The organism is Secundilactobacillus paracollinoides, assembly GCF_001702155.1.
In the GTDB taxonomy this organism is placed as follows: Bacteria; Bacillota; Bacilli; order Lactobacillales; family Lactobacillaceae; genus Secundilactobacillus; species Secundilactobacillus paracollinoides.
Genome location: NZ_CP014912.1, coordinates 1228347 through 1252662 on the forward strand (window position 1 = coordinate 1228347; position 24316 = coordinate 1252662).

Consider the following 24316-nt stretch of genomic DNA (forward strand, 5'->3'; position numbering starts at 1 on the left):
AGAACCGCTGACCGTTGGTCGGCGGTTCTTTTGGTGCGCCCGGCATGGGCGCCAACTAGACGGTGAAAGTCCGTTGCGGGCCGTAGTAGTCGGAACCGCAAGTCAATGACAAGGGTGTCCATCGTGAGGTGGAATCTGAAGGAAGTCGGCGACAAAGTACCGCATTGATGTACAAGAATCAGCTATAAGGCTGTGTTGGTCGGACGAGGTTGCCAAACAAACCAAAGTCCAATACTACTCGAGGCCATCGCAGTAAAGCTGGCAATGACATGGTACGAAAGTGGGCGTTCTTACCCGGGGAGGCCTGTATCGTACGTTCCCGACAAGAGGCGCGCTAAGCGCCACAGGAACAAACATCGCAGTGATGTGGTGCAGAACGATACAGGAGTCAGCCGAGGCCATAGTAGTGGTATCTGCCACGAAGGGCTGAACAATAATAGGTCATCATTGATATTGGAGGTGGAGACAGTGCAACAACCGCAGAATACAGAAAAAGCTGACCGCCGGCGGACAGTAGGACTGGAAGCCCAAGAACAAGTCGGGGTGCGTAGCACTGACTCTGGTGAAAATACGATGATGAACGGCACTAAGTTTCAAGAGTTAGTCTTAGACCGAAATAACCTGAACGAGGCTTATCTTCGCGTCTGCAGAAACAAAGGTGCAGCAGGACTAGACGGAATGACCGTTGACGAACTGTTGCCCTACTTGAGGAAACATAAACAGGAATTACTGCAAGCTTTACAAAACGAGACCTATCGGCCTCGTCCCGTTAAGCGGGTTGAAATTCCAAAACCTAATGGTGGTAAACGCAAGCTCGGAATACCAACTGTGATTGACCGACTTGTTCAACAAGCCATGGCGCAAGTCATGGTGCCAACATTTGAGCGTGTCTTCTCAGATAATAGTTTTGGGTTCCGACCGAATCGAAGTGCTAAAGATGCCATTGATAGAGTGGTTCAGTTCTACAATCAGGGCTATCACTATGTCGTGGATCTCGATTTAAAAGCATACTTCGATACGGTCAACCACGATCTGCTTATTAAATTTATTGAGCAGTATATTACGGATCCATGGATACTGCATCTCATTCGTCGCTTCCTAACCAGCGGTGTCATGAATGGTGGTCTATTTGAACGAAGTGATAAAGGCACCCCTCAAGGTGGCCCCTTATCGCCACTTTTGGCTAACATTTATCTCAACGAACTGGATAAGCTGTTAACTTCCAGAGGTCATAAGTTTGTCCGCTATGCGGACGATTGTAATATTTATGTCCGAAGCAAACGTGCTGGAGAACGGGTTCTGACTAATGTTACTCGCTTTCTTGAAGGCGACCTAAAGGTCACCTTCAATGAGGACAAGACATCAGTAAGTTCGCCTCTGCGGGCCAAGTTCCTGGGATTTTCCTTGGGGGTTGGTCGAGGAGGTGCGTATGCGCGACCTGCTTGGCAGGCCAAGCAACGCATCAAGTCTGCACTCAGGAAAATGACCAAGCGCAATCGGGGCGTTTCGTTAAACCTGGCGTTTAACGAGATTCATCAAAAGATGCGTGGGTGGTTACAGTACTATTCGGTCGGGAAAATGACCAATTTTATCCGTCACTTAGACGAATGGTTGCGAGCAAGGATTCGCCAGTATATTTGGAAACAGTGGAAGAAGCTCAAAACAAAGGTCAATCATCTTGTAAAACTGGGGCTTTCTGGCACCAGTGCTTATACAATGGCCAATACCCGTAAGGGTTATTGGCGAACTGCGCATAGCAAGACATTGACCTATACTCTGACAAACAAAAGACTGGAACGCCTTGGACTCATCAATATGAGCAAGACACTCCAGTCAATACAAAGTGCTTAAATTATTGAACCGCCGTATACGGAACCGTACGTACGGTGGTGTGAGAGGTCGGTAATTGAATTAATCAATTACCTCCTACTCGATTGCATCTCAATCCGATTGATGACGCAGTAGTCCCTGAAAACCAGTCTCAAACCGACCTGTGAACCAATTTCAAACCGAAACGAACAATTGTCTAAAAAACAACAGAGTGTTCGGATTTAACTTCAAAAATCGGACAGTATTCAATTGAACGGGTTCTTTTAGTGAGAATATGCTAAAATGGTAAAGGCAGTTTTAATAATTATGAGATTGAGGGGCATAGATGATGAAACGTTATCGACGTTATCGGCTGACATTAGGTTGGCAGATTTTGATTGGGTTAGTTTTGGGTATTATATTAGGTGTGGTCTTCTACCAAAACAAGACTGCAATCACTGCGATGCAAAATATTGGGACCATGTTCATCAGTTTGATTCAAATGATCGTGTTACCCATTGTGGTATCATGCTTGACCGTTGGTATTGCGAATATGGGTGATATCAAAAAGTTAGGCCGAATTGGCGGTAAAACGCTTATTTACTTTGAATTAATGACAACGGTGGCCATCATTCTTGGCCTTGTGGTTGCCAATATTTTTCATCCAGGTGACTTCATCAATATCCACTCATTACATTCTCAAGATATTAGTCAGTATGTGCATACTGCGAACCAGGCAAAACATAACAGTGGTCTATGGTCGACAATCATGGGCATCATTCCAACTAATATTTTCTCATCCTTGAGTACGGGTGACATGATGCCAGTTATTTTCTTCTCGGTATTCTTCGGGTTAGGAACTGCGGCAATCGGTAAGCAAGGCCAGATCATTATCGATTTCTTGCAGGCCATTTCTGAAGTTATGTTTAAGGTGACAAACTGGGTCATGCACGTTGCGCCAATTGGGGTATGTGCCTTAATTGGCGTTACGGTTGCCCAAATGGGGCTTTCCGCATTGGCACCATTGGGGTACTTCATCGTTTTGGCATATGCCACAATGTTGGTGTTCATTTTAGTCGTTATGGGACTCGTAGCACGAGCCGTTCACCTCAATATTTTCACACTGCTGAAAGTCATCAAGGACGAAGTGATCTTGGCATTCTCAACCGCTAGCTCTGAAGCGGCATTGCCAAAGATTATCGATAAAATGGACAAATTTGGTGTGAGCCAAGGGATTGTATCGTTTGTCATTCCGACTGGGTATACCTTCAACTTAGATGGTTCTGCAATTTACCAATCATTGGCAGCCCTGTTCCTTGCTCAGGCGTACCATATTCACCTTAGCATCGGGCAACAAATTACCTTGCTAGTTGTCCTAATGATCACCTCAAAGGGGATGGCGGGCGTCCCAGGGGCCTCATTCGTGGTTCTGCTAGCCACTATCTCCACAATTGGCGTTCCAATGGCTGGCCTGACCTTCATTGCCGGTATCGACCGACTAGTTGATATGGGCCGAACTGCGGTCAACGTGGTCGGGAACTCCTTAGCCTCCGTGGTGATTGCTAAATCAGAAAAGGAATTTGACGAGGATCAGTCAAAGCAATTTGCGGCGACGTTTGATCATAAAAAGACAGTAACAGAATAACGACTGACTCAGTGTGTCGCTGAGGTCAGATTAAAAGCCCTCAGACTATCACTCCAAAATGGAATTTGGTCTGGGGGCTTTTTTTGTTTTGGCTTTATTGGCTGCTTTGCTGAAACGCGTTCAGCAAGGCACGGGGCTAACGTGTAACGGAGGCTGACCAAAAAGTCAGACCCAGACTTTTCAGTCAGCCTCCGTTACACACCGCCCCTAAAACGCCTTGCTTCACGCTCTAGTCATCGTAATCCATTCGAATAATCACTGGATCTTTAGTGAGGTAGTTACCAATTTCAGCCAGAAACTTTTGGAAGTGCGGGGTACCATTGTGGCTTTCAACCGCTGCAGCGTCTTGCCAATGCTCGATGATTTCATATTCGTTGTCTGCATCCACCTTCTTAAAGTGGTTGTAACTGACTTTGCCCGCTTCAGCGCGAGAACCGGCAACGAGTTCAGCGATAAAGGCTTCATAGGCTGATTGTTGGCCTGGTTTTACTGTTAATTCGACGTTAATGACTTTCATAGTGATCCTCCTAAATTGTAATCGTGATGCTTAATAAGAGTATAGCACGCCGAATTAGAACTAGGGTGGACAAAGAAAAAGCGCGTCAAGATATCGTAATCTCAACGCGCTGTTGCATGTGTGACTTAATGGTGCCTCGCTTATCCATGATGCGTGCAAACTGAGGCTGATTCCCATCAGGCTATGGTTGCCAACGCATCTGTTCAGATAAGTCAAAGCGTTATAGTATTTGTGTTTATGATGTTTTAAATTGGTATTCCTTAAGCAGTTGCTTGCTAAGATTAGGGCACAAACCAATCTCCCCACAAAGTTCCCTTTGCAGTGAAGCCCTGATACATCTACTGACCCCAAGTGATGAGTCACCATCTTAATTTGGGTGTCGTTGCCGAGACTGAGTGCTGCTAACTCTTGCTTTCCCATTCAATCGGATGTGCGATCAGTTAAGACTAACGGTTATAAACGAGAATTTCGCTGTCGGCTGCATGCAACGGCAGCCACGAAATGATAAAAGTCTTTCACTTTGCACGACCAGTTTAAACATCATACTGGTAGGCGGGAAAGCAAACGTCGGCGTAGATGATCGTCAGTGATCTACGCGACCCAATCACATTGGTGATGGTTTACGGCGACTCGCTTTCCCACGTGCGCGTCAGATGACGACGCTCCAGGATCATATGGTTCTGTTGTCATAAATCTCACCTCCAATGCGAACTCGTGCGTTAGGTGCAAAAAACGCTCAGCCAACTGATTGGCTGAGCGTCGTTTAAGATCGCATCATTAAATAACCCCATAAGGGTCGTTAGCCAATCGTTGAGCTTTAGCACTATACGGCGTAGTTATCAGATAACAGCTACATTAGACCGAGCCTTTTTTTAACTCGGACAGCTGACTCATTGGCGTTTTTCGACGTTTCTGAGCAGTAGCGTTTTCCGTATAGGAGCCTCACCTAACGGCTTCTTCAATTTCCATCTTTTATTATAGCTAAAAAATAACTTTGTAGCAAGGCAAAAGCCCTGTAGGTGTCGGACTTCTTACTATTTTCACTAAAAAGCACTATACTGGAGGTGAGCGGATTTTACTGCTGGTAAATTTAAAAGGAGTGATCATTGTGGCACAATCAGGTGTTGTTGTTTTTGATGAATTGAGTGATTCCGCAAAACAACGAGCCGTAACCGACTTTTGTAACTTTTATTTAAAGGAATTTAAGGGAAACAACTTGGAAATTATTGCTAATTTTCCAATTCAATACGAAGTTGAGCAACTCAACCACGACATTCAGGATAATCGAAGCTTGCAACCAGAAGAGTTACAAGACTTTTTACTCGAAAACGATAATCATTTATTAGGTAAAGTATTGGCAGCCTTTAACCTCTCATTTTTGGAAAATGGTGCCCTTGCCGATACAACATATGAAGCATGGTATCAAACACAGTATGACCAGATTCAAAAGGGGCTTTAGCCGTCTTTTGGCGTTAGATTAATGAGGCAGCTTGGGGGGAAGACTTGGGCTGTCTTTTTTGGTTGCTAGGGGTTTGGCAACCGAGAAATTATTGCTACTGCGCTCCCTTTATACGTAGCCTAAATGTGTTCAGTACGAGGCTGACGTGCAAGGAACTCTGGTCAAAAAGTCAGGCTCGGACATTTCTGAGTTTTGGCAACTGAGTGGTTATTGCTACCGCGCTCCCTTTGTACGTAGCCTAAACGTGTTCAGCATGGCCGCCCCTAAACCCGCCTTGCTTCACACTCTGCACAAAAAACGACCACCGCTAAGTGGACGTTTTTTATTGGGGTTGAAAAGTAGATTAGATCCAATTGTAGGGGAGAATTGGATAAATAAGAGGTCGGATTTGCCTAGTAAACCGATACTCTTTATGATTAAAGGAATGTAGTAGTTATTGATTACTACGGTTATTAGAATACTTCGATTACCTTAAATGAAGCTTAAGCATTCTTAAATTGAAAAATAACCGGTATTTTTGAGCGTCAGTTGCTTAATAGTTGTGAGTTGGGTATCATGGATAGGAATGCCTTTAAACCGTGGCCTGACGTGATTCATTGACTAGTGCCGATACGTTTTTAGGCAATAAATTGCGTTCACTTTTGGCTTAATTTTTTACTGTCCATGACATTTAAAGATGAGTGCACCTTAAGTTGAGACATTGAAGAAAAGGCTGGTTTTAAAATGAAAGTATTTGTAATTGGGGCAAATGGGCAGGTTGGCCGGCTGATCGTGGAACAGTTAGCTGCCAGTAAACACAAAGTCGTCGCCGGTATCCGCCACCCGGATCAGGCGCTGTTTTTTGAGGATCTAGGTGTTCAAACCACCCATTTTGACCTGCTTGACCGTCCCGAACAAATGGGGGTTACATTGGATGGTTTTGATGCCGTGATCTTTGCTGCTGGGTCTGGTGGAAAGACCGGGAATGACATGACACTACTAGTGGACCTTGATGGTGCCGTAAAGAGTATGCAGGCCGCAGAGATTGCCGCTAGTAATCGATTTATACTCATTAGCGCCCAGTTTGCTGAAGATCGTAACCGGTGGTCAGAAACCATTAAACCGTACTATGCAGCTAAATTTTATGCGGATGACTGGCTGCGTCACCGGACGACCTTGGCCTACACGATTATTGAACCGGGTGCCTTAATATTTGATAAAGGTACCGGTGCAATCAACACCGATGGCATTACCAGTGGTAGTATAGCTCGTGAAGATGTGGCGAGTGCCGCAGTAGCAGCGCTGACGATCCCCGAGACGATTGGGAAAACTGTGCCGATGATTACCGGATCAGTCCCAATCAGTGACGCACTTCGTCGGGTATAAGGGCCTTATCAGTGACGCTGTGCTGAGAATTTGATAAACTATAGGCAAATATTGTAGATCAGACAGTCAGTTTTCTAAACTGGAGGTTGATATCAATGACTCAGCTACTACTGGAACCACATCAAGTTGATCTATTAGACTACCGGCCAACACCACTTTTAGCAGCACCAGCGGTCGTGATGCGATTACCATCGTTTCAGATGGAGCGCGAGATTATCGCTGAAGTTGCGGCTGCTTATCAACAGCAGTCACAGTGGGAAGTTGTTCGCGCGAACTTGACCCGCCAACTTGTGGGCCTTGCGCATGGTGGTCAAACAAGACAGTAACGAACCGGCACAGGGACACGTCACGAAGGCGTGTTGCCTGTGTTTTTAAATACCCAACTACACTATGAAACGAGATGATGCAATGACCGTATTTTACCAATGGATTCCCTATTTAGTCGCGCTATTTGCCCTCATGGTCTGGCTGGGTCAGCTGACGAGTACTAAGCGCACAGCAGGAGAAATGATCACGATCGTGAGCTTCGGCGTGTACATGGCCGTTTTAGGCTTCTTAACGCTGACACCCACCGCGTACAATTACGGGGTGCCAACGCTAACGCCGGTCTGGTTTGGACCAGTGCCGATGAACTTTAGGGCCTTTCAGGGCATGTCTCTAGACTTCTACCTGAACATCCTCATGACGGTGCCATTAGGTGTCTATCTGGCCCTGTGGAAGCCGTTAAAGGCCTGGAAAGTGGTTGTAGCCGGTATTTTGTTAGGGCTGACCATCGAAGGCACGCAATTTTGTCTTGACTGGGGCGTTCACTTGGAACGTTGGGTCGATATCAACGACGTTATCACCAATGCGGCGGGCTTGATGGTCGGCTATGCCGCGGTAGCATTGTTTTCTCGGACACCATTTAAGATACTGATTCATTTCTTCAAAGTTAGGCCACACGCACTAAGAACAGTTAAAAAAACGGCTTAGAGATCTTCTGATCTTTGAGCCGTTTTTGTGTGGACTGACCTTATTTGAAAACATTGGTTAGGCTGACAAAAATACAGGGTGCTTTGGCCGGTGTTAGCGTTTGGCCTGCTTCACCACTGATAGCCAGGCACAATTATCACACATCGCAAAATAATCAAACATTGCGACTGCTATTTTATGGTCTGGCCAAGTGATTACGAGCTTCTTGTCACCTTTCCTCATCATGTGAAGAATGACGCGTACTATAAGGGTAACATCATTTCGAAAAAGGGAGTCGAGTGCCATGCAAACGATGAAACCACACCTTGGCGGCATTTCACAGGAATGTCGTGACGCGATGCAAACGAAGATCAATGGGTTAGCGAAGCCAGTCGGCGGATTGGGTAAATTAGAGGCAATGGCAGTGCGGATCGCGGGCATTGAGCAAACCACGAATTTACGCACTAAACACCGGTGTTGTCTGGTCTTTGCGGCTGACCACGGGGTCGAACGCGCTGGTGTTTCAGCCACACCGCGAAAGGTGACGTGGCAACAGGCAATCAATACACTTGCGGGGCATACCACGGTTGCGGCACTGGCAAAGGCCAATAACTGTGACGTGAAGGTCATCGATGTTGGCGTGGACTACGACCTCAGCGGAACGGGTGTGATCGATAAAAAGATTGTGATGGGCACCAAGAACATGGTCAACGAACCCGCAATGACGCGTGACGAAGCGGTGCAATCGATTCGTGCTGGTTACAATGTTGCCCAACAGGCAATTGCAGCGGGCAACGATCTGTTGCTAGTCGGTGAGCTAGGGATGGGCAACACAACACCGGCGTCGGCTATTATCAGTGTGATCTTAGGTGTTCCGGCCGAAGAGGTGGTCGGGCGCGGGTCGATCATTTCCGATAAACGGTTGGCACATAAAACGGCTGTGGTCAATCAGGCCATTAGGGACTGGCAACCTGATGCAACGGATGCGGTGGACGTTCTAGCGAAAGTTGGCGGTTTTGAGATCGGTGCCAAGGTGGGCGCAATGATCTGTGCCGCCGAAAATAAAACACCGCTGATTCTGGACGGGTTCATTTCTTATTCGGCCGCGGTCCTGGCAGAACGGCTGGTTCCTGGAATCACTGACTATCTAGTGGCCTCGCATTTCTCACGTGAAATCGGCTCGCAAAAGGCCCTTAATTGGCTAGGATTAACCCCGTTGCTGGATCTCAATATGGCGGTTGGCGAGGGGAGCGGCGCCGTTATCTCGCTGGGATTGATCGATTCGATGCAGTCAATTTTGGAAAATATGAATACCTTAGCAGAATTGGATATCCGGTACGTGAAATAGGCACGAAAAAAGCCCAGCGCAAGCGCTGAGCTTTTTGAAATCAGATAGCGATTTATTGTTCTTCATACCAAGTGTAGTGGAAGTTACCTTCGCGGTCGGTACGTTCGTAAGTGTGTGCACCGAAGTAGTCACGTTGGGCTTGCAGCAAGTTAGCTGGCAAGACTTCTGAACGATATGAATCGTAGTAAGTGATTGCGGCACTGAATGATGGTACTGGAACACCCATCTTAACAGCTAAGGCAACAACTTCACGGGTTGATTCTTGGTACTTAGCGGCGATGTCCTTGAAGTAGTCGTCCAAGAGCAAGTTCGTCAAGTCTGGCTTCTTGTCGTAAGCATCGGTGATGTTTTGCAAGAAACGGGCACGGATGATACAACCGGCACGCCAGATCTGAGCTAATTCACCGTATTGTAAGTCCCAATCGTAGGCTTCGGAAGCGAACCGTAATTGTTCGAAACCTTGAGCGTAACTCATGATCTTACTGAAGTACAAAGCTTCACGGATCTTTTCGACCATTTCGGTCTTGTCGCCGATTTCTTCTTGTGCCTTAGGGGCAGCCAAGACTTTAGAAGCAGCAACACGTTCGTTCTTCATCATTGAGATGTAACGGGCGTAAACGGCTTCAGTGATAACGGATTGTGGAACTTGGACGTTCAATGCATCTTCTGAACTCCACTTACCAGTCCCCTTGTTGTTCCCACGGTCTAAGATCATGTCAACAATTGGTTTCGTCTTGTCAGCGCCAAGGTCATCTTTATGAGTCAAGATGTCAGCAGTGATTTCAATTAAGTAGCTGTCCAATTCACCCTTGTTCCATTCCTTAAAGGTGTCAGCCATTTCATCAACTGAAAGGCCAAGGACGTTACGCATGATGTTGTATGATTCGTCGATCAGCTCTTCATCACCGTATTCGATACCGTTATGCACCATCTTAACGTAGTGACCGGCACCGTTTGGCCCAATGTAAGTAACACATGGCTTGCCGTCTTGGTCAGCCTTGGCAGCAATTTGTGTCAAGATTGGTTCAACTAAGTCGTAAGCTTCTTTTTGGCCACCGGGCATCAGTGAAGGACCTTGAAGGGCACCTAATTCACCACCGGAAACGCCCATGCCGATAAAGTTGATACCGGACTTGTCGAGCTTAGCGTTACGCGCCATCGTATCGTGGAAGTTTGTGTTCCCACCATCGATCAGCACGTCACCCTTGTCGAGCAATGGGAGTAATTCATCAATAACGGCATCAGTTGGGGCACCAGCCTTAACCATCAAGAGAATCCGACGTGGTGTTTCCAAAGAGTTCACAAATTCTTCAACAGTGTGGCTTGGGATAAGCTTCTTTTCACTGTGATCTTTCATTACTTGGTCTGTCTTTGAAGCAGAACGGTTGTAGATACCAACGGTAAAGCCTCGGCTTTCAATGTTAAGGGCTAAGTTCTTACCCATAACAGCCATACCAACAACACCAATGTTTGCTAATTTCTCAGCCATTACAAACCTTCCTTTAGATAAAAATTTTAGTTTTAGTTTTTACTACGCAAATAGTTTAACATTTCACAATTTGTTTGTGAAGTAAAAAGGTCACATTTAAGCCAATTATTCCTCAGTCAACTTTCATAAAGCAAGTGGTGGGGGCGTTTTCATAGTTTTTAAGTAATTGAAAAGAATGCTATATCTCTGGCAATTAAACGGGAAATATTTCTGTTGAACAGGTGTCATTTTCATTCACAATTGACGAGATTGTGATGATCGATAGACATATTAAATGAGAATGTTGGGTAGTGATTTAATAGAAAGAAGCGTTTGTATTCAGGTTCTCAGTCCGTTACATTCAGCAATTTGGGACGCCACAGTGGTGGCTTGCGATGAAGCTAATGCGATTTCTGCTGCACAGCTCTCGAATGGATGGCCATCGTGCACATCAGTAACCGCCACCAATTAATAGGTTACAGGATAAGACTATGATGCAGTATCAATGAGTACTGCTGATTGCCACAATGCAGCGGCAGTTTATTTCCATTGAAGGTCATCAGGAAAAAAGTCAGTATTACCAGCAGGAAGTGCAGACTATGTTGGCATAACGCCAACAGTCAATATAAAATATTCCATTTGTATATAGGGTAATGCCCGAAAATAGTAGTATTTGCATAAAACGGTCCAAATCTACCATTAATTGCGCTATACTTAAAACCAAAATTAACACAATCTCACTAAATCCTAATTTTTAGAAAGGAGCGGCACATCATGAACACCATTATTTCGGCAACACACTTATCGGCTGGATACGGGCATCAATGCATCATTAAAGATCAGAACATAGCGGTACAAGACGGGGTAGTGACTGGGTTAATCGGCCCTAACGGCAGTGGTAAGTCGACCTTGTTAAATGTGCTCAACGGTTTTGAGACACCCATGAGCGGTGAAGTGATGTTACAAGGGCACCCGTTACTGCAACTATCAGCCAAAAAACGGGCGCAGAAGGTCGCTTTCTTAGCTCAGCACCCAGTTGCCCCGGATGGCATCACAGTGCATGAACTGGTCAGTTTTGGCCGTTATTGTCATAGCCACGGGTTTCGATGGCTGAACCCGAAAGATCGCAATTCTGTTGCCCAAGCGATTCAAACCGTCCATCTGACAGACTATCGAGACCACCTAGTTGCCGACCTATCAGGTGGTCAGCGCCAACGGGCATTTATCGCCATGACCCTGGCGCAAGACAGCCCCATCATGATGTTGGATGAACCCACTACATATTTAGATTTGACCAACCAATTGGAAACACTGGCGCTGTTACGGGTATTGAACCGGCAGTACCACAAGACCGTGGTGTTGGTGCTGCATGACCTCAATCAGGCCGCTTACTACTGTGACCAGTTGATCTGCATGTTTGACGGGACGGTCAAGGCGGTTGGCGCACCTGAAGACGTCATCACGCCGGCACTATTGCGTCAAGAGTTTCACGTGTCTGCCGATATTGTTTACGACAATGACGAACACCGGCCGCAACTCACAAATTGCCATCCGCTGGCTGCGGTGGTCAACTCATGAGATCGCGTCGTGTCGGCCTTGCCATCCTGCTGATCTTATTGGTGTTCAGTACCGGTTTAAACTTACTTGGCGGGCCAAAATGGTTTGCCATCACAACGCTGTTTCAGTCACCGGCTAAACTCACAAGCACCGTTTTGTGGCAAATGCGGCTGCCGCGAACTTTGTGTGCGCTTATGGTTGGCGCGCTGCTTGCAGTGAGCGGGCTATTGTTGCAAACCATTTCGCATAATCCGATTGCTGATCCATCGATTCTCGGAATCAATTCCGGGGCGACGCTGGCGCTTATCATCGGTGGCGTTAGTGGGGTTTCGTTGACGATAGGACATTCGGTGGTGCTTGGACTTATCGGTGCCGTTGTCGCTTTCGCTGTCGTGATGCTGCTGTCCGTTTCACATAACGGTATTGATCCGTTGCGATTATTACTTGGCGGGACTGTTTTTTCAGGGTTTATCAGCTGCATTTCGTACGCCGTCAGTATCGTGACGAACACAACGCAGGCGTTTCGTAACCTGCTGATTGGCGGGTTTAGCGGTGTCGGCTACAACCAAGTTATTTTGCTTGCCGGGGTGTTCATTCTCGTTGGCGGGTTGGCATTTTGTTTTCGTTCCGGATTTACGGTTATGGCTCTGGATCAGCAGACGTCACGTGGCCTTGGGGTGGCTCAGGGCCACCTCTGGGTCGTGGCAACGGTGCTGATCGTTTGTGCCACGGGTGCCAGCGTGGCTGTTGCGGGCAACATTGGGTTTGTCGGCCTCGGGATTCCACAGCTGATCAATGGGTTGTGGCCGGGGTCGTTCAAACAAAATCTGTCGCTGACCATGACCGGTGGTGCGATTTTTATGGCATTGGCTGATCTGGTTGCGAAGACGGTGGTGCCGGGGACGGAATTACCGCTGGCTGCGCTGAGTGCGATCATTGGCGGCTGCTTCCTGTTTGGCATTGTTGCCTTTGGAGAGCGGGTGATCCGTGAATGACGCGTTCGGTAAAAACGACAGTGAGCTTCATGGCCGCGATACTGCTTTTGATTGCAGCTATCCTTTGGCAGTTATCGACGGGTGACATTCATCTAGGCCTCATTGAAACCTTGCGGGCGGTCTTTGATATTGCCCCAGACCAAACCGCATGGTTCGTGGTGTGGCAGCTACGGATGCCGCACCTGTTAGCGGCGGTTATTACGGGCGGTGCGTTGGCTATCAGCGGCATGATCCTGCAAACGCTGACCCGGAATCCGCTGGCCGACAGCAGTATTCTCGGGATTAACGCTGGCGCCAGTTTAGGTGCCGTGCTGTTGATCGGTGCGAGTGGTGTTTACCATTTTCACTATTCGGATAATGGTCTAGCGCTGGTCGTATTACTCGGGGCACTCCTGAGCGCCTCGCTCGTTTTTTTCGTGAACCGGCAAGGGTCGGCAACGCGCGTTTTACTAGGCGGGGTCGCGCTCACGTCCGTTCTAAATGGGATTATTTTACTGATTCAGCTACAGCTAAACCAGTTTGATTTTGAAGAAGCCTTGATTTGGTTGAGCGGGAGCTTCTGGGATACCGACATGGGTTTTTTGATGCGGTATTTCTGGCTGTATCTCATTTTGCTGGTGTGTACCGTGTGCGCGCTTCGTCTTTTAAGCGGGTTAACGCTGGGACAAGAAATGGCTAAGGCTATCGGGGTCAACGTTAAGTTAGCCCAGCGCTTGTTGATGCTGCTGGCAATAGGGTTGACCACCGTGGCCGTTTCGGTGGGCGGTGCGATCAGCTTTGTTGGGCTGATGGCGCCAAACATTGCCAAACGACTGGTTGGGGCCAGGCCACGATTGCAATTGCCGTTAAGCTGGTTGATTGGAACGCTGATCATGGTGGTCGCTGACGTGATCGCCAACAACGGGTTTGGCAAGGTGACCTTGCCCGTGGGATTGATTGTCGCAATGATAACCATGCCGTACTTTATTTACTTGCTATTTTTCCAAAAACGACATGTTTAAAACTTATAAATTTGGGTGGGTGATAGTTGATGAAACAGTTTAAACGAACCATGATTGCAGTGTTAGGAATCGCATTGAGTGCAGTGTTGCTTGTTGGATGCAGCTCAAGCAAGTCTAGCTCTTCTAGGAAATCCAGTTCAACTCGGGTCGTCAAAACGAGTGACGGGTCAGTGAAGGTGCCAAAGCATCCCAAACGTATCGTGACCAATGTCTATACTGGTGATGTGTTATCTCTTGGCGGTAAGGTCGTTGGAGCAACATCAACCGACTTGGCTAGTCCCTACATTTCAAAAACGACGTCTAAGTCGATCAAGAATCTTGGACTGACGCTGAAGCCAGAAGCCGTTCTGAAACTTAAGCCAGACCTCATCGTGACGAGTAATAAGGCTGATGTGAAGGCGTTGAAGAAGATCGCGCCGGTTGTTTATATCGCTTATGGCAGTACCGGCAACATCAAACAAACGGCAACGAAGTTTGGGACTATCTTGAACCGAAAGACCCAGGCGAAGAACTGGATCAAGAAGTTTAATAAACAGACTGCAACGCAAACGGCGCGACTAAAGAAGGCGGGCATTGACCCGGCCAAGACGACTGTGGGCATGTTCGATCTGCAAAATGGAAAACTCTTCGTGGATGGCGCTAAGTGGGGCCGTGGTGGCGAAGCGCTGACGACCGGCTTGAACTTCCAGCTGCCAGCAGCGTTCAAAGCGTTGGATAAGGGTGCCGGCTATAAGCAGATCTCACTGGAATCGGTTGGTAAATATTCAGCAGATTGGCTATTCTTCTCACAAACAACGAATACATCAGCGGATAAGTCAACGCTGCAGGATCTGAAGACGAATCCATACTGGACGAAATTGGCCGCAGTTAAGGCAAAGCATGTGATTCAGTTACCGTTTAATAAGATGTACTACTTTGATCCGGATGCTGTTTATCAGCAGGAGAAGTTGATTACGGATGCGATGGTAAAATAGAGCGTGGAAGAAAACGGTTTGAGGGCGGAGTTTAAGTGACTCTGACAGAAATGCCCGAACTTGGCATTTGTGTCAGAGTCGCTTAGACAGTAGCCCTCAGTTTTCTGGAACGCGTTTCCACTAGATATGGGCAAAGCACGTCGCCACAAGCACTCAGCGTCAAAAATATTCGATTGGTTTTTTACCAGAGTTGGCTCATGCAGTAGCCCTCAGCCTTGCGGAACGCGTTTCCACTAGATATGGGCAAAGCACGTCGCCACAAGCACTCAGAGGCAAAAATGTTCGATTTAGATTTTTACCAGAGTTGGCTCATGCAGTAGCCCTCAGCCTTGCGGAACGCGTTTCCACTAGAGAAGGGCAAAACACGTCGCCACAAGCACTCAGAGGCAAAAATGTTCGATTGAGTTTTTGCCAGAGTTAGCGTTTATGCAGTAGTGTTGAACCTTGCAGACCACATTTTAACGACTCAGTGGTATAGAACCACGTCACCAACAGAGCGCTAAAAAAACAATCTGTAAATCGCTCAAGTTTGAATAACACAACGTTATCTAACAACAGAAAAAGCACCAGTCAGCATTCCTAAGTGAAATGCTGACTGGTGCTTTTATATTGTGGCTTTTGCTTTCTGGGCAACGTTGCCTAAACGAGTTCCACGAGGCAAGGGGCTACTGCGTAAGCAACTTCCGGCACAAATGCCAAGTTCGGGCATTTCTGCCGAAAGTTACTTACGCTCCGCCCCTTAACCGCCTCGTTCCACTCTCTCTACAGCACCGACCTCTTCAACCAAGGCCACTTACTCCGCATCCACGGGATGATCCAACGATCCAAACCAATTTTGCTTGCGTTTAAGCCGGCCGCCAGAATAATAAATTCTAGAATTAAATATAGCGGGTTGACTGAGACGGTTCCGGCGAACAGGTAGCAAAGGTTCATGATCACACCGAAGAAGGCAGCGGTTAGTGTTAAGGTGCCAAATAGAATGCCAAGACCAACCAGTAATTCACCCCATGGGACAATGAAATTGAAGACCCCAATGTGCGGTTTTACGGCACTCTTCAAGAAACTGGTAAACCACGGGTATGCCGGATGACCTGTTGAATTCATCACAGGATTTTTAAGCGCGCCCATGATAAAGCCTGAGGCATCAAACCCCTTGGTCAATTTCTCGAAGCCATCCAACGTCCATTCGATGCCAAGGTATAATCGCAGAATCGTGACAACGACCATGCCGGAAGTTGATTTTCGTAACCATTTAATCATTTTACTCACTCCTTTTCCTGAACTAAAGTAAGTATAGTTCTAGGCTTGTGAAATAGCAATCATAATTAAATGAGAATCGTTATAATAGTTAAGCACTTATAAGAAAAAATGGATTGAACATAGAATTAGGCTTAATTTAAAAGAGACTAAACGAGGTTATTTCAGCAGACTGTTGGGTATTATTAACAATTGTGTAAGCGGTTTATTTATTAAAAATATTTAGCATTTTAAAATTTTATTTTGATGATAATAATTTAGAATGCTAAAGTCGAGTATAAGTAGTTGTATTTTTCACAAGATAGGTTTTTAAAAAAGGGGACAAAAAAAGAGTTGTCCGAAGACAACTCTTTTGTCGTTTCAAATAGTGATTACTTGTTTAAGCGATAAACCCACTGACGGTGATCACGTTGAATCAATTCATCAGCTGCGGCTGGGCCCATTGAACCTGGGGTATAGTTAGGGAACTCTGGTTGTTGCAGATCCCAAACTTTGCGAATTTGGTCCACGAAGCGCCATGCGTAGGAAACTTCTGACCAGCTTGCAAAGTTAGTCCCGTCACCCTTCATGGTATCGTGCAGCAAACGTTCGTATGGTTCTGGCGTTTCCTTTGAGTCCTTGTCGTCCACGAAGTAGTCCAAGTTAATTGGTGTTGTCTGGAACCCTTGACCGTTTGTCTTGGCGTTTAAGCGCAAGGTAAACCCAGCCTTAGGTTCGATGTACATCGTCAAAACGTTGGCTTCCAATGGGGCGTTGTGGTTCTGTGGGAATGAGAAGATGTCGATCAATGGCTTCTTGAAGACAACGTCCACACGGGTGAACTTGTCGGCTAACATCTTACCAGTCCGGATGTAGAATGGGGTACCTGACCACCGGTAGTTATCAAATAACAACTTACCAGCAACGAACGTTTCGTTGGTTGAATCGTGAGGGACATTGTCCTCATCACGGTAAGCCCGTTGTGAATCGCCGGCACCGTATTGACCACGAACGAAGTTGGTTGAGGCGTCAGCAACGTTGTAGACCCGAAGCGAACGTAAAGCCTTCACTTTTTCAGCCCGGATATCAACGTCAGTAAAGGATACTGGTTGTTCCATGGCTAACAGGCTGACGATCTGCATGATATGGTTTTGCACCATGTCACGTAAAGCACCTGAGTTGTCGTAGTATGATGCACGTTCTTCAACCCCAAGCTTTTCTGAAAGAGTGACTTGGATGTTGTCGATGTAACGGTTGTTCCAAAGGGATTCAACCAGTGTGTTACCGAAACGAACGGCTTCAATGTTTTGAATCATTTCTTTACCTAAATAATGGTCGATCCGGAAGATCTGATCTTCTTCAAAGGACTTAGATAAGGCATCGTTTAATTGTTTTGCGGAGTCGAAGTCACGACCGAATGGCTTTTCAATGATCAGACGATCAAAGCCTTGGCTATCAGTCAAACCAGTTTCCTTCAAGTAGCCAGCAACGGTGCCGAAGAATGAAGGTGCAAGTGACAGATAGAAGATCCGGTTACCTTGTAACTTGAATTGCTTGTCGAGTTCGTTGGCTCGGTCACGCAATACGGAATAGTGTTCCTTGTCGGTAACATCGTGCGCTTCGTAGAAGAAGTGAGAAATGAACTTCTCAGCTTCCTTATCACTCTTGGCAGTGCCAAGTGATTTGCGAACTTCGTCTTGGAAGGCTTGGTCCGTTAATTTGTTACGAGAAGTCCCGATAACAGCAAAGTGTTCACGGAGCGTTCCTTTTTTGTATAGGTTAAACATTGATGGGTACAATTTACGGTAAGCTAGGTCGCCAGTACCCCCAAAGAAGATAAATAGTGAAGTGCGTTCAGTAGCCAATAAAATTCACTCCTTAAATGAAATAGATAAAGTAGTAATCATCGGTGCATCCAGTTGAATAATGGTGGAACCCATTTCGTCTAGACCACTTGTTGTCGAAGTTATTATATAACAAATTTGAAGTAAAAAAAGGGATTCAGCTCAACTTTCTTAGATGGTTAACGATGTGTATTAAAAATGTGTGCCATAAGGCTATATGAAAACTGCTTTCACACAAAAACATCTTTTTGAAAGAAAATGAATTGAAAGTGTTTTCTATTTCTTTTTTAGTAAAATTCAACCGGTTGCAGTAAAATTATTTCTTTAGAATGGTATAAACCAATTATACCTGATTTGAGCTAATTAGGCCACCCTTAATTGAATGCTGGAAAGGGCAAAACAATAAAGGTTGAAATTTTTTAAATATCGAGTAAACTAGCTCTTGTTTAAAAAAACGAAGCGCGTTTCATAATAAGTAAACATGCGCTAAACGAAGGGATTGGTTGACTCATGACATTGGCAGAATTAGCGGCTAAATCGGGCGTGACGACCGAGAAGATAGCCAGTTACACGCAGGCCGGCCTATTGCCGTGTAAGGACGAAAAAACGACGTATACGGACAAGGACCTGTACTGGCTCGATATGATTACCTGTTTTGTGGATAACGGATCGAGTTTGGATGAGATGAGGGCGTTGATGCCTATTTGTGAGAGTGTGAAGCAAGGCGGTTAGAGGGCGGAGCATAAGCTAACTCTGGCAGAAATGCCTGGTTTTGGCATTTTTGCCAGAGTTGGCTTATGCAGGAGCCCTCTGCCTTGCTGAACACGTTTAGGCTACGTAGCCGAGAAAGCTGTAGCTGGGACAGTCTAAGAGAATAAAAACAGAAATGCCCGAACTTGGCATTTTTGCCAGAGTCCCTTACATGGCCGCCCCTTGCTGAACACGTTTTCTACGTGGCCGAGAAGATGGTAGCCGGGACAGCTCAGAAAACAAACCAGAAAATCCCGTTCGCCTGAATTATTCATAGTTCATAAAAATCCCGTCAGTTTTCGTATTTTTTCGAAAACTGACGGGTATGTCTTTATCTTTTGCTGAAATACGATGTTTATCAGTTCTAGCTAGTGAGATCTTTCAACTAACTCAGAATTGCTTTGAACTTTTGGATACACTTGTCCCTTGGTTGTACAGATTTTTTTAATTTTGCCGGTTATTCAATAGCCTGGATACGCTGTAGAGCCTGGTAGAACAGCCGATGGTAAACATGATACGAGCTCAGCCGCAACTGAATGCGTCGGCCAGTATGCACAACACGTGCCGCAACTTTGAATAAACGGATCCGCAATGTGCTAACGCACAAGCCGGAATCATGTTTTGTCAGTGCTAGCTGCTTTAAAAAGTTGACAATATTGTAAGCCAGTACACTAACCATCATCCGGGCAGCATTGGCATTAAACGTTGGACTATCAGTCTTATCGAAAAAGAAACCTGTTTTAGCTTCTTTGATGTAATTTTCCATTTGGCCGCGTTTGTGATACAGTTCGAAGGCAGTTTCAGCCGTTAAATTAGTCAGATTAGTGACGATAAATTCATGTGAAAAGATCAGTTCACCAGCTACTCGAGTTGATTTAATATAAATCTGCCGTGGCTTAGGCCACGATGCTGATTGATAGATTTCAGAGTAGTAATGAGTCTCTTCCTCTTGCCACTGGGTTTGATCACTGATCTTGACGAACTTTTCAGCTAGATTCTGTAATTTTCGATTGCATTTGAGTCGAATAATGTAAAACACATCGTTGGCTTCACAGACATCGTAAACTTCTGGCGTGGCGAAGCCACTATCACCACGAACCAGAATGTCAGTCGTGGGCAGCTGAGTTTGATAATGCTTTAATAGTGGTGTTAAAAAAGCTTTTACATCTTTGCTGGTGTAGGCATTTCCAGGACGCAAGACAGCTTTCAATAAGTTACCATCTTGATCAGTTGCCAGTAATGGATGATATCCTTCAGTACCATAATGTGCGTTGTAGTTAGTGGCTTCCTGTTTGCCATAAGTGTCTGAGTGAGTCGAATCGATATCAATAATCGTGGCTGTCTGGTTGGTTAATAGTCGAACACGGTCGATCAAAGCCTCATTTAAAGTCTGTAATGTGCTAACACTATCTTTATCAAAGCGTTGCCAAAAACGTGATATTGTTGCTTGTGAAGCCAAAGACGGTTTATCCAATAATAATTTAAAAAGCGGTTCTTTTTCTAAAGAAGTTGCCGCAGAATCTGCGCTATAACCAGCAATAATCTGAAGAATTAACTGTTTTAAGATACTAGAATTACTGTGTTGACAATATCGTCGCTGGTCATTGAACCTCAATAGTTTGTCGGCCAAGATGGTGAACTGGAATTTTGCCATCAGCTCTACACACAATGTTAGCCCGCCATCGGAAGATAATTGACCACCCGTATGCGATACTAAAATGTTTTTGTTGAAATTTAATGCCATTTCCTGTAAAGTTTTCAATATAGAGTCCTCTTCTCTCATGTGGTTTTGTTTAGCAATTTAACTATACCAGAGCTGGGGCTCTTTTTGTGTACTTAAAAGGTGAAAATACAAAATACCCATCAAACGCGTGATGCATGTGTTTGATGGGTATTTTGCATATCTTTGTGAATAAATCAGGAAAACGGCTTTTCCGTTCTATGAGCAGATTCCGATGCCGTTTCTCATGTGGCGGTTAAGGCGGCCCAACGTTGAGCTGCTGGCATTTACGGATGAGGGCAAATTAGTTGGTGCATCCTACACGATTTCTCGTCGACAACAGACCTATGTCCTGTACCTGGCCGTTTCGGAAAAGGTGCGCAGTCAGGGGTATGGGTCGCAAATTTTAGCCGCCATTAAGCGCCGCTACGTCAACCAGCAGATCATGCTGAACATTGAGCCGGTGACCCCAGACGCGCCAAATGTTGATCAGCGGCAAAAACGGCGGCAGTTTTACTATAAAAACGGCTTCCGTTCCACGCATTTGATGCTGACTGAAATGGGTGACGACTACGAACTGCTGACAGGCAGCGGCAGTGTTAGGGCGGATGACTATCTTGCGTTGATGAAACAGTTTAATGGCGGTATCGTCGACATGCTGTTTCGAACGAAGGCGCGTGAACTTTAGAAATGTTTCACGTGAAACATCCGTGATTGGCACTTGTTAAGTAGTTGTCGGCATTGGTAGGGCGTTTGCGAGAACGATTCCGCGATATATTAGAAATTCAAGAATCTCCACATCTCCCTTGTTCCTAGGCGAGAAGAGAACCCTCACCAACTAATGCTGACACCACAGTCTGCAATACCGAATGGTTCCACTACGCTACGGTACTTGTAATACTCATAATTGATGGCAAGTCTTCATTATAGGTAGCATGAAACCTGTTAATCAATTGTTACAAGTGGCAGCTCATTATGAGAAGCATTGCTGACAAAGGTCTTATTAGCAGTTGAGGGCGAATTCTCTGCAAACTTGGGTTAATGGTATTGTGATGCTTAACCAGTGGTAAAAGGTAAGTTCAACGTTAGTGGAATGCAACGGAATTGGTTACTAAATCCGGGTAAATATCTAAATGATCCGAACGGCCGTCCTTCATCATCATTTTGAAGCCATTTCACTAGCTGTTTCGGCACGAAGCGCGCATAATGCAACCATTAAATCCTGTATCAAAATGGAGGGGATCATCATGGTTCAATTTGATTGGCAAATCGTTGAAACAGCTGAGTATTCGCATGATACAGCACCAAGCTTTGTGACGTTGACGACCCGAAGTTATTTGACAATTACTGGGCAGGCAGCTGACCGCACGCGTGATCCTGAGTTTCAGAAAAAGGCGGACGTGGTCAAGGCGGTCGCTGAAAAAATCAGCCGGGGGCCGGACGCCGGTATTATGATCGACCGATACCGAAGCTATCGGCCATACCCGCTCCAGGCCGTGTGGTCGGGTGGCGACACGATTGAGGACCGGCACACGTTCAAACTATGGGTCAAACAGCCCTTGTTTGTGAAACCAGAGTACGCTCGCCAAGCATTGACACAGCTTGATCTGGGTGAGCTAGGTGAACAAGTCGCGTTTGAAAATCTAGCTGAAGGAACCGAAATCCAAAGCTTTAGTGCTACTCCCTTAACGAACACTAGTCAGGCGGTGCAAACGCTGACGGATGCAGTCTCTGAACGCGGCCTTAAACCACTCAGCACGGATAGTCATCGAGAAGTTTATATTGATGGCTATGGTCCGAATGTTGCCGTACTATTGCGGTACGCAATCGACCCCGATACTGGTCAGATCGACGAGGGCCGAATGGCAGTTAATTAAAAATAATAAAAAACCTGTTTGGATCAAAAACGATCCAAGCAGGTTTTTCGTCTTTATTGTCAGTTATTAATTAAGAAAACAGCTTCTTCGTCGCCTTAGCTAACGTCTTCATATCCTTATCATACCGCGGTGTTTTCACCAGGTTGTCCATGGAGATCCCGGTAAAGTGGTATGCTGCGATCTCACCCGAACGAACGGCAGACTGTTCCGTGAAGACCATTTGATACGGCTGCTCAGCAAATTCGCCAGTGAAGGCTAAGTTCGTTGAGTGTTCCGGAATGACTTCGGGACGGTCAGTCTTAGCCCGGTTGTTGAACAGAGCTGAGGCATATGGCATGTAGACGGGGATGTTGTTGATGATGCTATCCATGATCTCGTCTTTCTTGTCCATGATGTTTGTTGGTCCTGGATCGACCTTAGAGAGTTGGCCGATCAGTTCCTCAGCCATTTCTTTCCCGGTCATTTCAATATAGGGTTTCTCCACGAACTCACCCTTGCGGCGAGGATAGAGGAAGTAGCCCCAAATAACGGATTCGTTTGGCTTTTGGGTCGTGAAATGGGGTTGGTGGTGAACCACGATCGACATGTTCACGTCCTTTTGACCAAGTGTCGTGATCGGCTTCGTTGACAGGAATGAGTTCAGCGCGTTACCAGGCACTTGGGTCGTGATCCGCGTGATTTCGTTTAGCAGCAGATGGTTCTTGGTAGTCAACGTGAAGCTGGACCACTCACTGGCGTTTCTGTCGGCAAAGAATTTGTCAGGATTACCAAGGTTGTAGAAGTGCTCAGTTGCTTTCTTCCACAGACTAGCGGCAGCACCGTAGTCCATGTTTTCGGCAGCCGGTGTGTTGAAGTCGCCCAACGTTGCAGAATCAGTGATCGAGCCGTTTGTGAAGAAGACGGCTGTGTCATCATCCACAGCAACCGTTTCCGATTCATTGGTCTCGGTGTTTTCCATTTCCAGGCCAGTGACGGTGATTTCATCTTGTAATTCGGTATCTTTGAAGGTGAAGTCCGTTACCCGACGATTCAAAATAATCTTGCAGCCCTGTTCCTTCAAGTAGTTGATCAGGGGTAGCATCATGCTTTCATACTGGTTGTAACGTGTTCGGTTAACGCCAACCAAGTGCTCAATTTGCGTAAATTCATAAATCATTTGGTGCATGTACCGGCGCAGTTCTTGGGCTGAACTTTGCACACGGAAGGCGAAGGTCGTTTCCCACATGTACCAGAAATTTGTTTGAAACATGTGTGGATCATCCTTGAAATAGTCTGCGATGGTCACGTTGTCCAGTCGCGTCTCTTCCTTGTCAGGCATCAGGATCAATTTAGTGAGCAGGGAACGATCCTTATTATTCAGTCCCAAGTGGCCGCCATTGACGATGCCGACACCGCCTTGTAACAGGCGCGCTTTATCATAGGTGCGATGGTGGGCGTCAAAATCGTGGGTGTCTTCTGCGGCCGTCATGTTCTTTTCGGTAGCGGATGGAATCCGACCCATCAGATCCATGAGATCAACGTAGGTTCGGTAGTTCAGCATCCGGCCGCCACGGGCAACGAAGCCCGTATGGTTGTCAACTGGATAATCGGTATTCCAGTATTCGCCCTTGGCTTCAGTTGCGGTCGAGCCGTCGTTTGAGCCGTGGTCATCGATTGAATAAAAGGTGATCTGGTCGCCTTTCCAGTGGGCCTCCTGAATTAAGTAAACGGCAGCGGCCATATTTGCGAGGCCGGCACCGATCATGATTGCTTTACGTTTTACCATACTAATCCCTCCAAATTCTAAAATGAGTGATGTCA

Annotated in this window: 20 protein-coding genes and 1 riboswitch; of the genes, 14 read left to right on the forward strand and 6 right to left on the reverse strand. The window is 46.2% G+C overall.

The window, feature by feature from the left end; translation table 11 throughout:
• Positions 1 to 468: 468 nt before the first annotated feature.
• Together ltrA and AYR61_RS05155 are read left to right on the forward strand one after the other, a co-directional pair.
• Positions 469 to 1851 (forward strand): group II intron reverse transcriptase/maturase, encoded by a 1383-nt coding sequence (ltrA, locus tag AYR61_RS05150; protein WP_065901823.1) that lies wholly within the window; start codon positions 469 to 471, stop codon positions 1849 to 1851.
• 307 nt (positions 1852 to 2158) lie between these two features.
• Positions 2159 to 3454: a dicarboxylate/amino acid:cation symporter gene (locus AYR61_RS05155; RefSeq protein WP_054712058.1), complete on the forward strand. Its 1296-nt coding sequence runs from the start codon at positions 2159 to 2161 to the stop codon at positions 3452 to 3454.
• Positions 3455 to 3683: 229 nt separating this feature from the next.
• On the opposite strand, the gene AYR61_RS05160 is transcribed toward AYR61_RS05155, so the two are convergent.
• Positions 3684 to 3971, reverse strand: a complete 288-nt coding sequence (locus tag AYR61_RS05160) for a putative quinol monooxygenase (RefSeq protein ID WP_054712037.1) — start codon at positions 3969 to 3971, stop codon at positions 3684 to 3686.
• 795 nt (positions 3972 to 4766) lie between these two features.
• Positions 4767 to 4932, reverse strand: a riboswitch (M-box (ykoK) riboswitch).
• A gap of 147 nt (positions 4933 to 5079) precedes the next feature.
• Here AYR61_RS05160 and AYR61_RS05165 point away from each other — a divergent pair.
• The 5 genes from AYR61_RS05165 (at position 5080) to cobT (ending at position 9094) form a co-directional block, all read left to right on the forward strand.
• A complete protein-coding gene (locus tag AYR61_RS05165) occupies positions 5080 to 5430 on the forward strand; it encodes a hypothetical protein (protein ID WP_065928618.1) in 351 nt (116 codons plus the stop codon).
• 723 nt (positions 5431 to 6153) lie between these two features.
• Positions 6154 to 6795: an SDR family oxidoreductase gene (locus AYR61_RS05170; protein WP_054712041.1), complete on the forward strand. Its 642-nt coding sequence runs from the start codon at positions 6154 to 6156 to the stop codon at positions 6793 to 6795.
• Between the two features lie 95 nt (positions 6796 to 6890).
• Positions 6891 to 7121, forward strand: coding sequence for a hypothetical protein (locus AYR61_RS05175; RefSeq protein WP_054712043.1), 231 nt, complete (start codon positions 6891 to 6893; stop codon positions 7119 to 7121).
• Between the two features lie 64 nt (positions 7122 to 7185).
• Positions 7186 to 7767 carry a VanZ family protein gene (locus AYR61_RS05180; protein ID WP_082615606.1) on the forward strand — a complete coding sequence of 194 codons (582 nt, stop codon included), beginning with the start codon at positions 7186 to 7188 and terminating at the stop codon, positions 7765 to 7767.
• Positions 7768 to 8050: 283 nt separating this feature from the next.
• Complete coding sequence (cobT, locus tag AYR61_RS05190) at positions 8051 to 9094, forward strand: nicotinate-nucleotide--dimethylbenzimidazole phosphoribosyltransferase (RefSeq protein ID WP_054712049.1); 1044 nt, start codon at positions 8051 to 8053, stop codon at positions 9092 to 9094.
• A gap of 52 nt (positions 9095 to 9146) precedes the next feature.
• Here the strand turns inward: cobT and gndA are convergent, their stop codons facing one another.
• Positions 9147 to 10583, reverse strand: a complete 1437-nt coding sequence (gndA, locus tag AYR61_RS05195) for an NADP-dependent phosphogluconate dehydrogenase (RefSeq protein WP_065901975.1) — start codon at positions 10581 to 10583, stop codon at positions 9147 to 9149.
• 753 nt (positions 10584 to 11336) lie between these two features.
• On the opposite strand from gndA, the gene AYR61_RS05200 reads away from it, so the two are divergent.
• The 4 genes from AYR61_RS05200 to AYR61_RS05215 are packed head-to-tail and all read left to right on the forward strand — an operon-like array spanning position 11337 to position 15089.
• The gene (locus AYR61_RS05200; RefSeq protein WP_065901977.1) at positions 11337 to 12140 is read left to right on the forward strand and encodes an ABC transporter ATP-binding protein; all 804 of its coding nucleotides are present in this window, start codon (positions 11337 to 11339) and stop codon (positions 12138 to 12140) included.
• Positions 12137 to 13114 (forward strand): FecCD family ABC transporter permease, encoded by a 978-nt coding sequence (locus tag AYR61_RS05205; protein WP_065901978.1) that lies wholly within the window; start codon positions 12137 to 12139, stop codon positions 13112 to 13114. The genes AYR61_RS05200 and AYR61_RS05205 overlap by 4 nt, the downstream gene beginning before the upstream one ends.
• Positions 13111 to 14115, forward strand: coding sequence for a FecCD family ABC transporter permease (locus tag AYR61_RS05210; protein WP_054712051.1), 1005 nt, complete (start codon positions 13111 to 13113; stop codon positions 14113 to 14115). The genes AYR61_RS05205 and AYR61_RS05210 overlap by 4 nt, the downstream gene beginning before the upstream one ends.
• 50 nt (positions 14116 to 14165) lie before the next feature.
• Positions 14166 to 15089: an ABC transporter substrate-binding protein gene (locus AYR61_RS05215; protein WP_225356517.1), complete on the forward strand. Its 924-nt coding sequence runs from the start codon at positions 14166 to 14168 to the stop codon at positions 15087 to 15089.
• A gap of 762 nt (positions 15090 to 15851) precedes the next feature.
• Here AYR61_RS05215 and AYR61_RS05220 read toward each other — a convergent pair.
• Positions 15852 to 16349, reverse strand: a complete 498-nt coding sequence (locus tag AYR61_RS05220) for a DoxX family membrane protein (RefSeq protein WP_056987144.1) — start codon at positions 16347 to 16349, stop codon at positions 15852 to 15854.
• Positions 16350 to 16717: 368 nt separating this feature from the next.
• Entirely contained in the window at positions 16718 to 18190 is a 1473-nt protein-coding gene (gene zwf / locus AYR61_RS05225) for a glucose-6-phosphate dehydrogenase (protein ID WP_054712055.1), read from the reverse strand.
• A gap of 489 nt (positions 18191 to 18679) precedes the next feature.
• On the opposite strand from zwf, the gene AYR61_RS05230 reads away from it, so the two are divergent.
• Complete coding sequence (locus tag AYR61_RS05230) at positions 18680 to 18901, forward strand: helix-turn-helix domain-containing protein (protein WP_065901981.1); 222 nt, start codon at positions 18680 to 18682, stop codon at positions 18899 to 18901.
• Between the two features lie 475 nt (positions 18902 to 19376).
• Here the strand turns inward: AYR61_RS05230 and AYR61_RS05235 are convergent, their stop codons facing one another.
• On the reverse strand, positions 19377 to 20681 hold the full coding sequence (locus AYR61_RS05235; protein ID WP_065901982.1) for an IS1380 family transposase: 1305 nt from the start codon (positions 20679 to 20681) through the stop codon (positions 19377 to 19379).
• A 187-nt stretch (positions 20682 to 20868) separates the two neighbouring features.
• On the opposite strand from AYR61_RS05235, the gene AYR61_RS05240 reads away from it, so the two are divergent.
• Together AYR61_RS05240 and AYR61_RS05245 are read left to right on the forward strand one after the other, a co-directional pair.
• Positions 20869 to 21327, forward strand: a complete 459-nt coding sequence (locus AYR61_RS05240; protein WP_263850106.1) for a GNAT family N-acetyltransferase — start codon at positions 20869 to 20871, stop codon at positions 21325 to 21327.
• A gap of 559 nt (positions 21328 to 21886) precedes the next feature.
• Complete coding sequence (locus AYR61_RS05245) at positions 21887 to 22516, forward strand: hypothetical protein (protein ID WP_065901987.1); 630 nt, start codon at positions 21887 to 21889, stop codon at positions 22514 to 22516.
• Between the two features lie 70 nt (positions 22517 to 22586).
• Here the strand turns inward: AYR61_RS05245 and AYR61_RS05250 are convergent, their stop codons facing one another.
• A complete protein-coding gene (locus AYR61_RS05250; protein ID WP_065901989.1) occupies positions 22587 to 24281 on the reverse strand; it encodes an oleate hydratase in 1695 nt (564 codons plus the stop codon).
• Positions 24282 to 24316 lie beyond the last annotated feature (35 nt).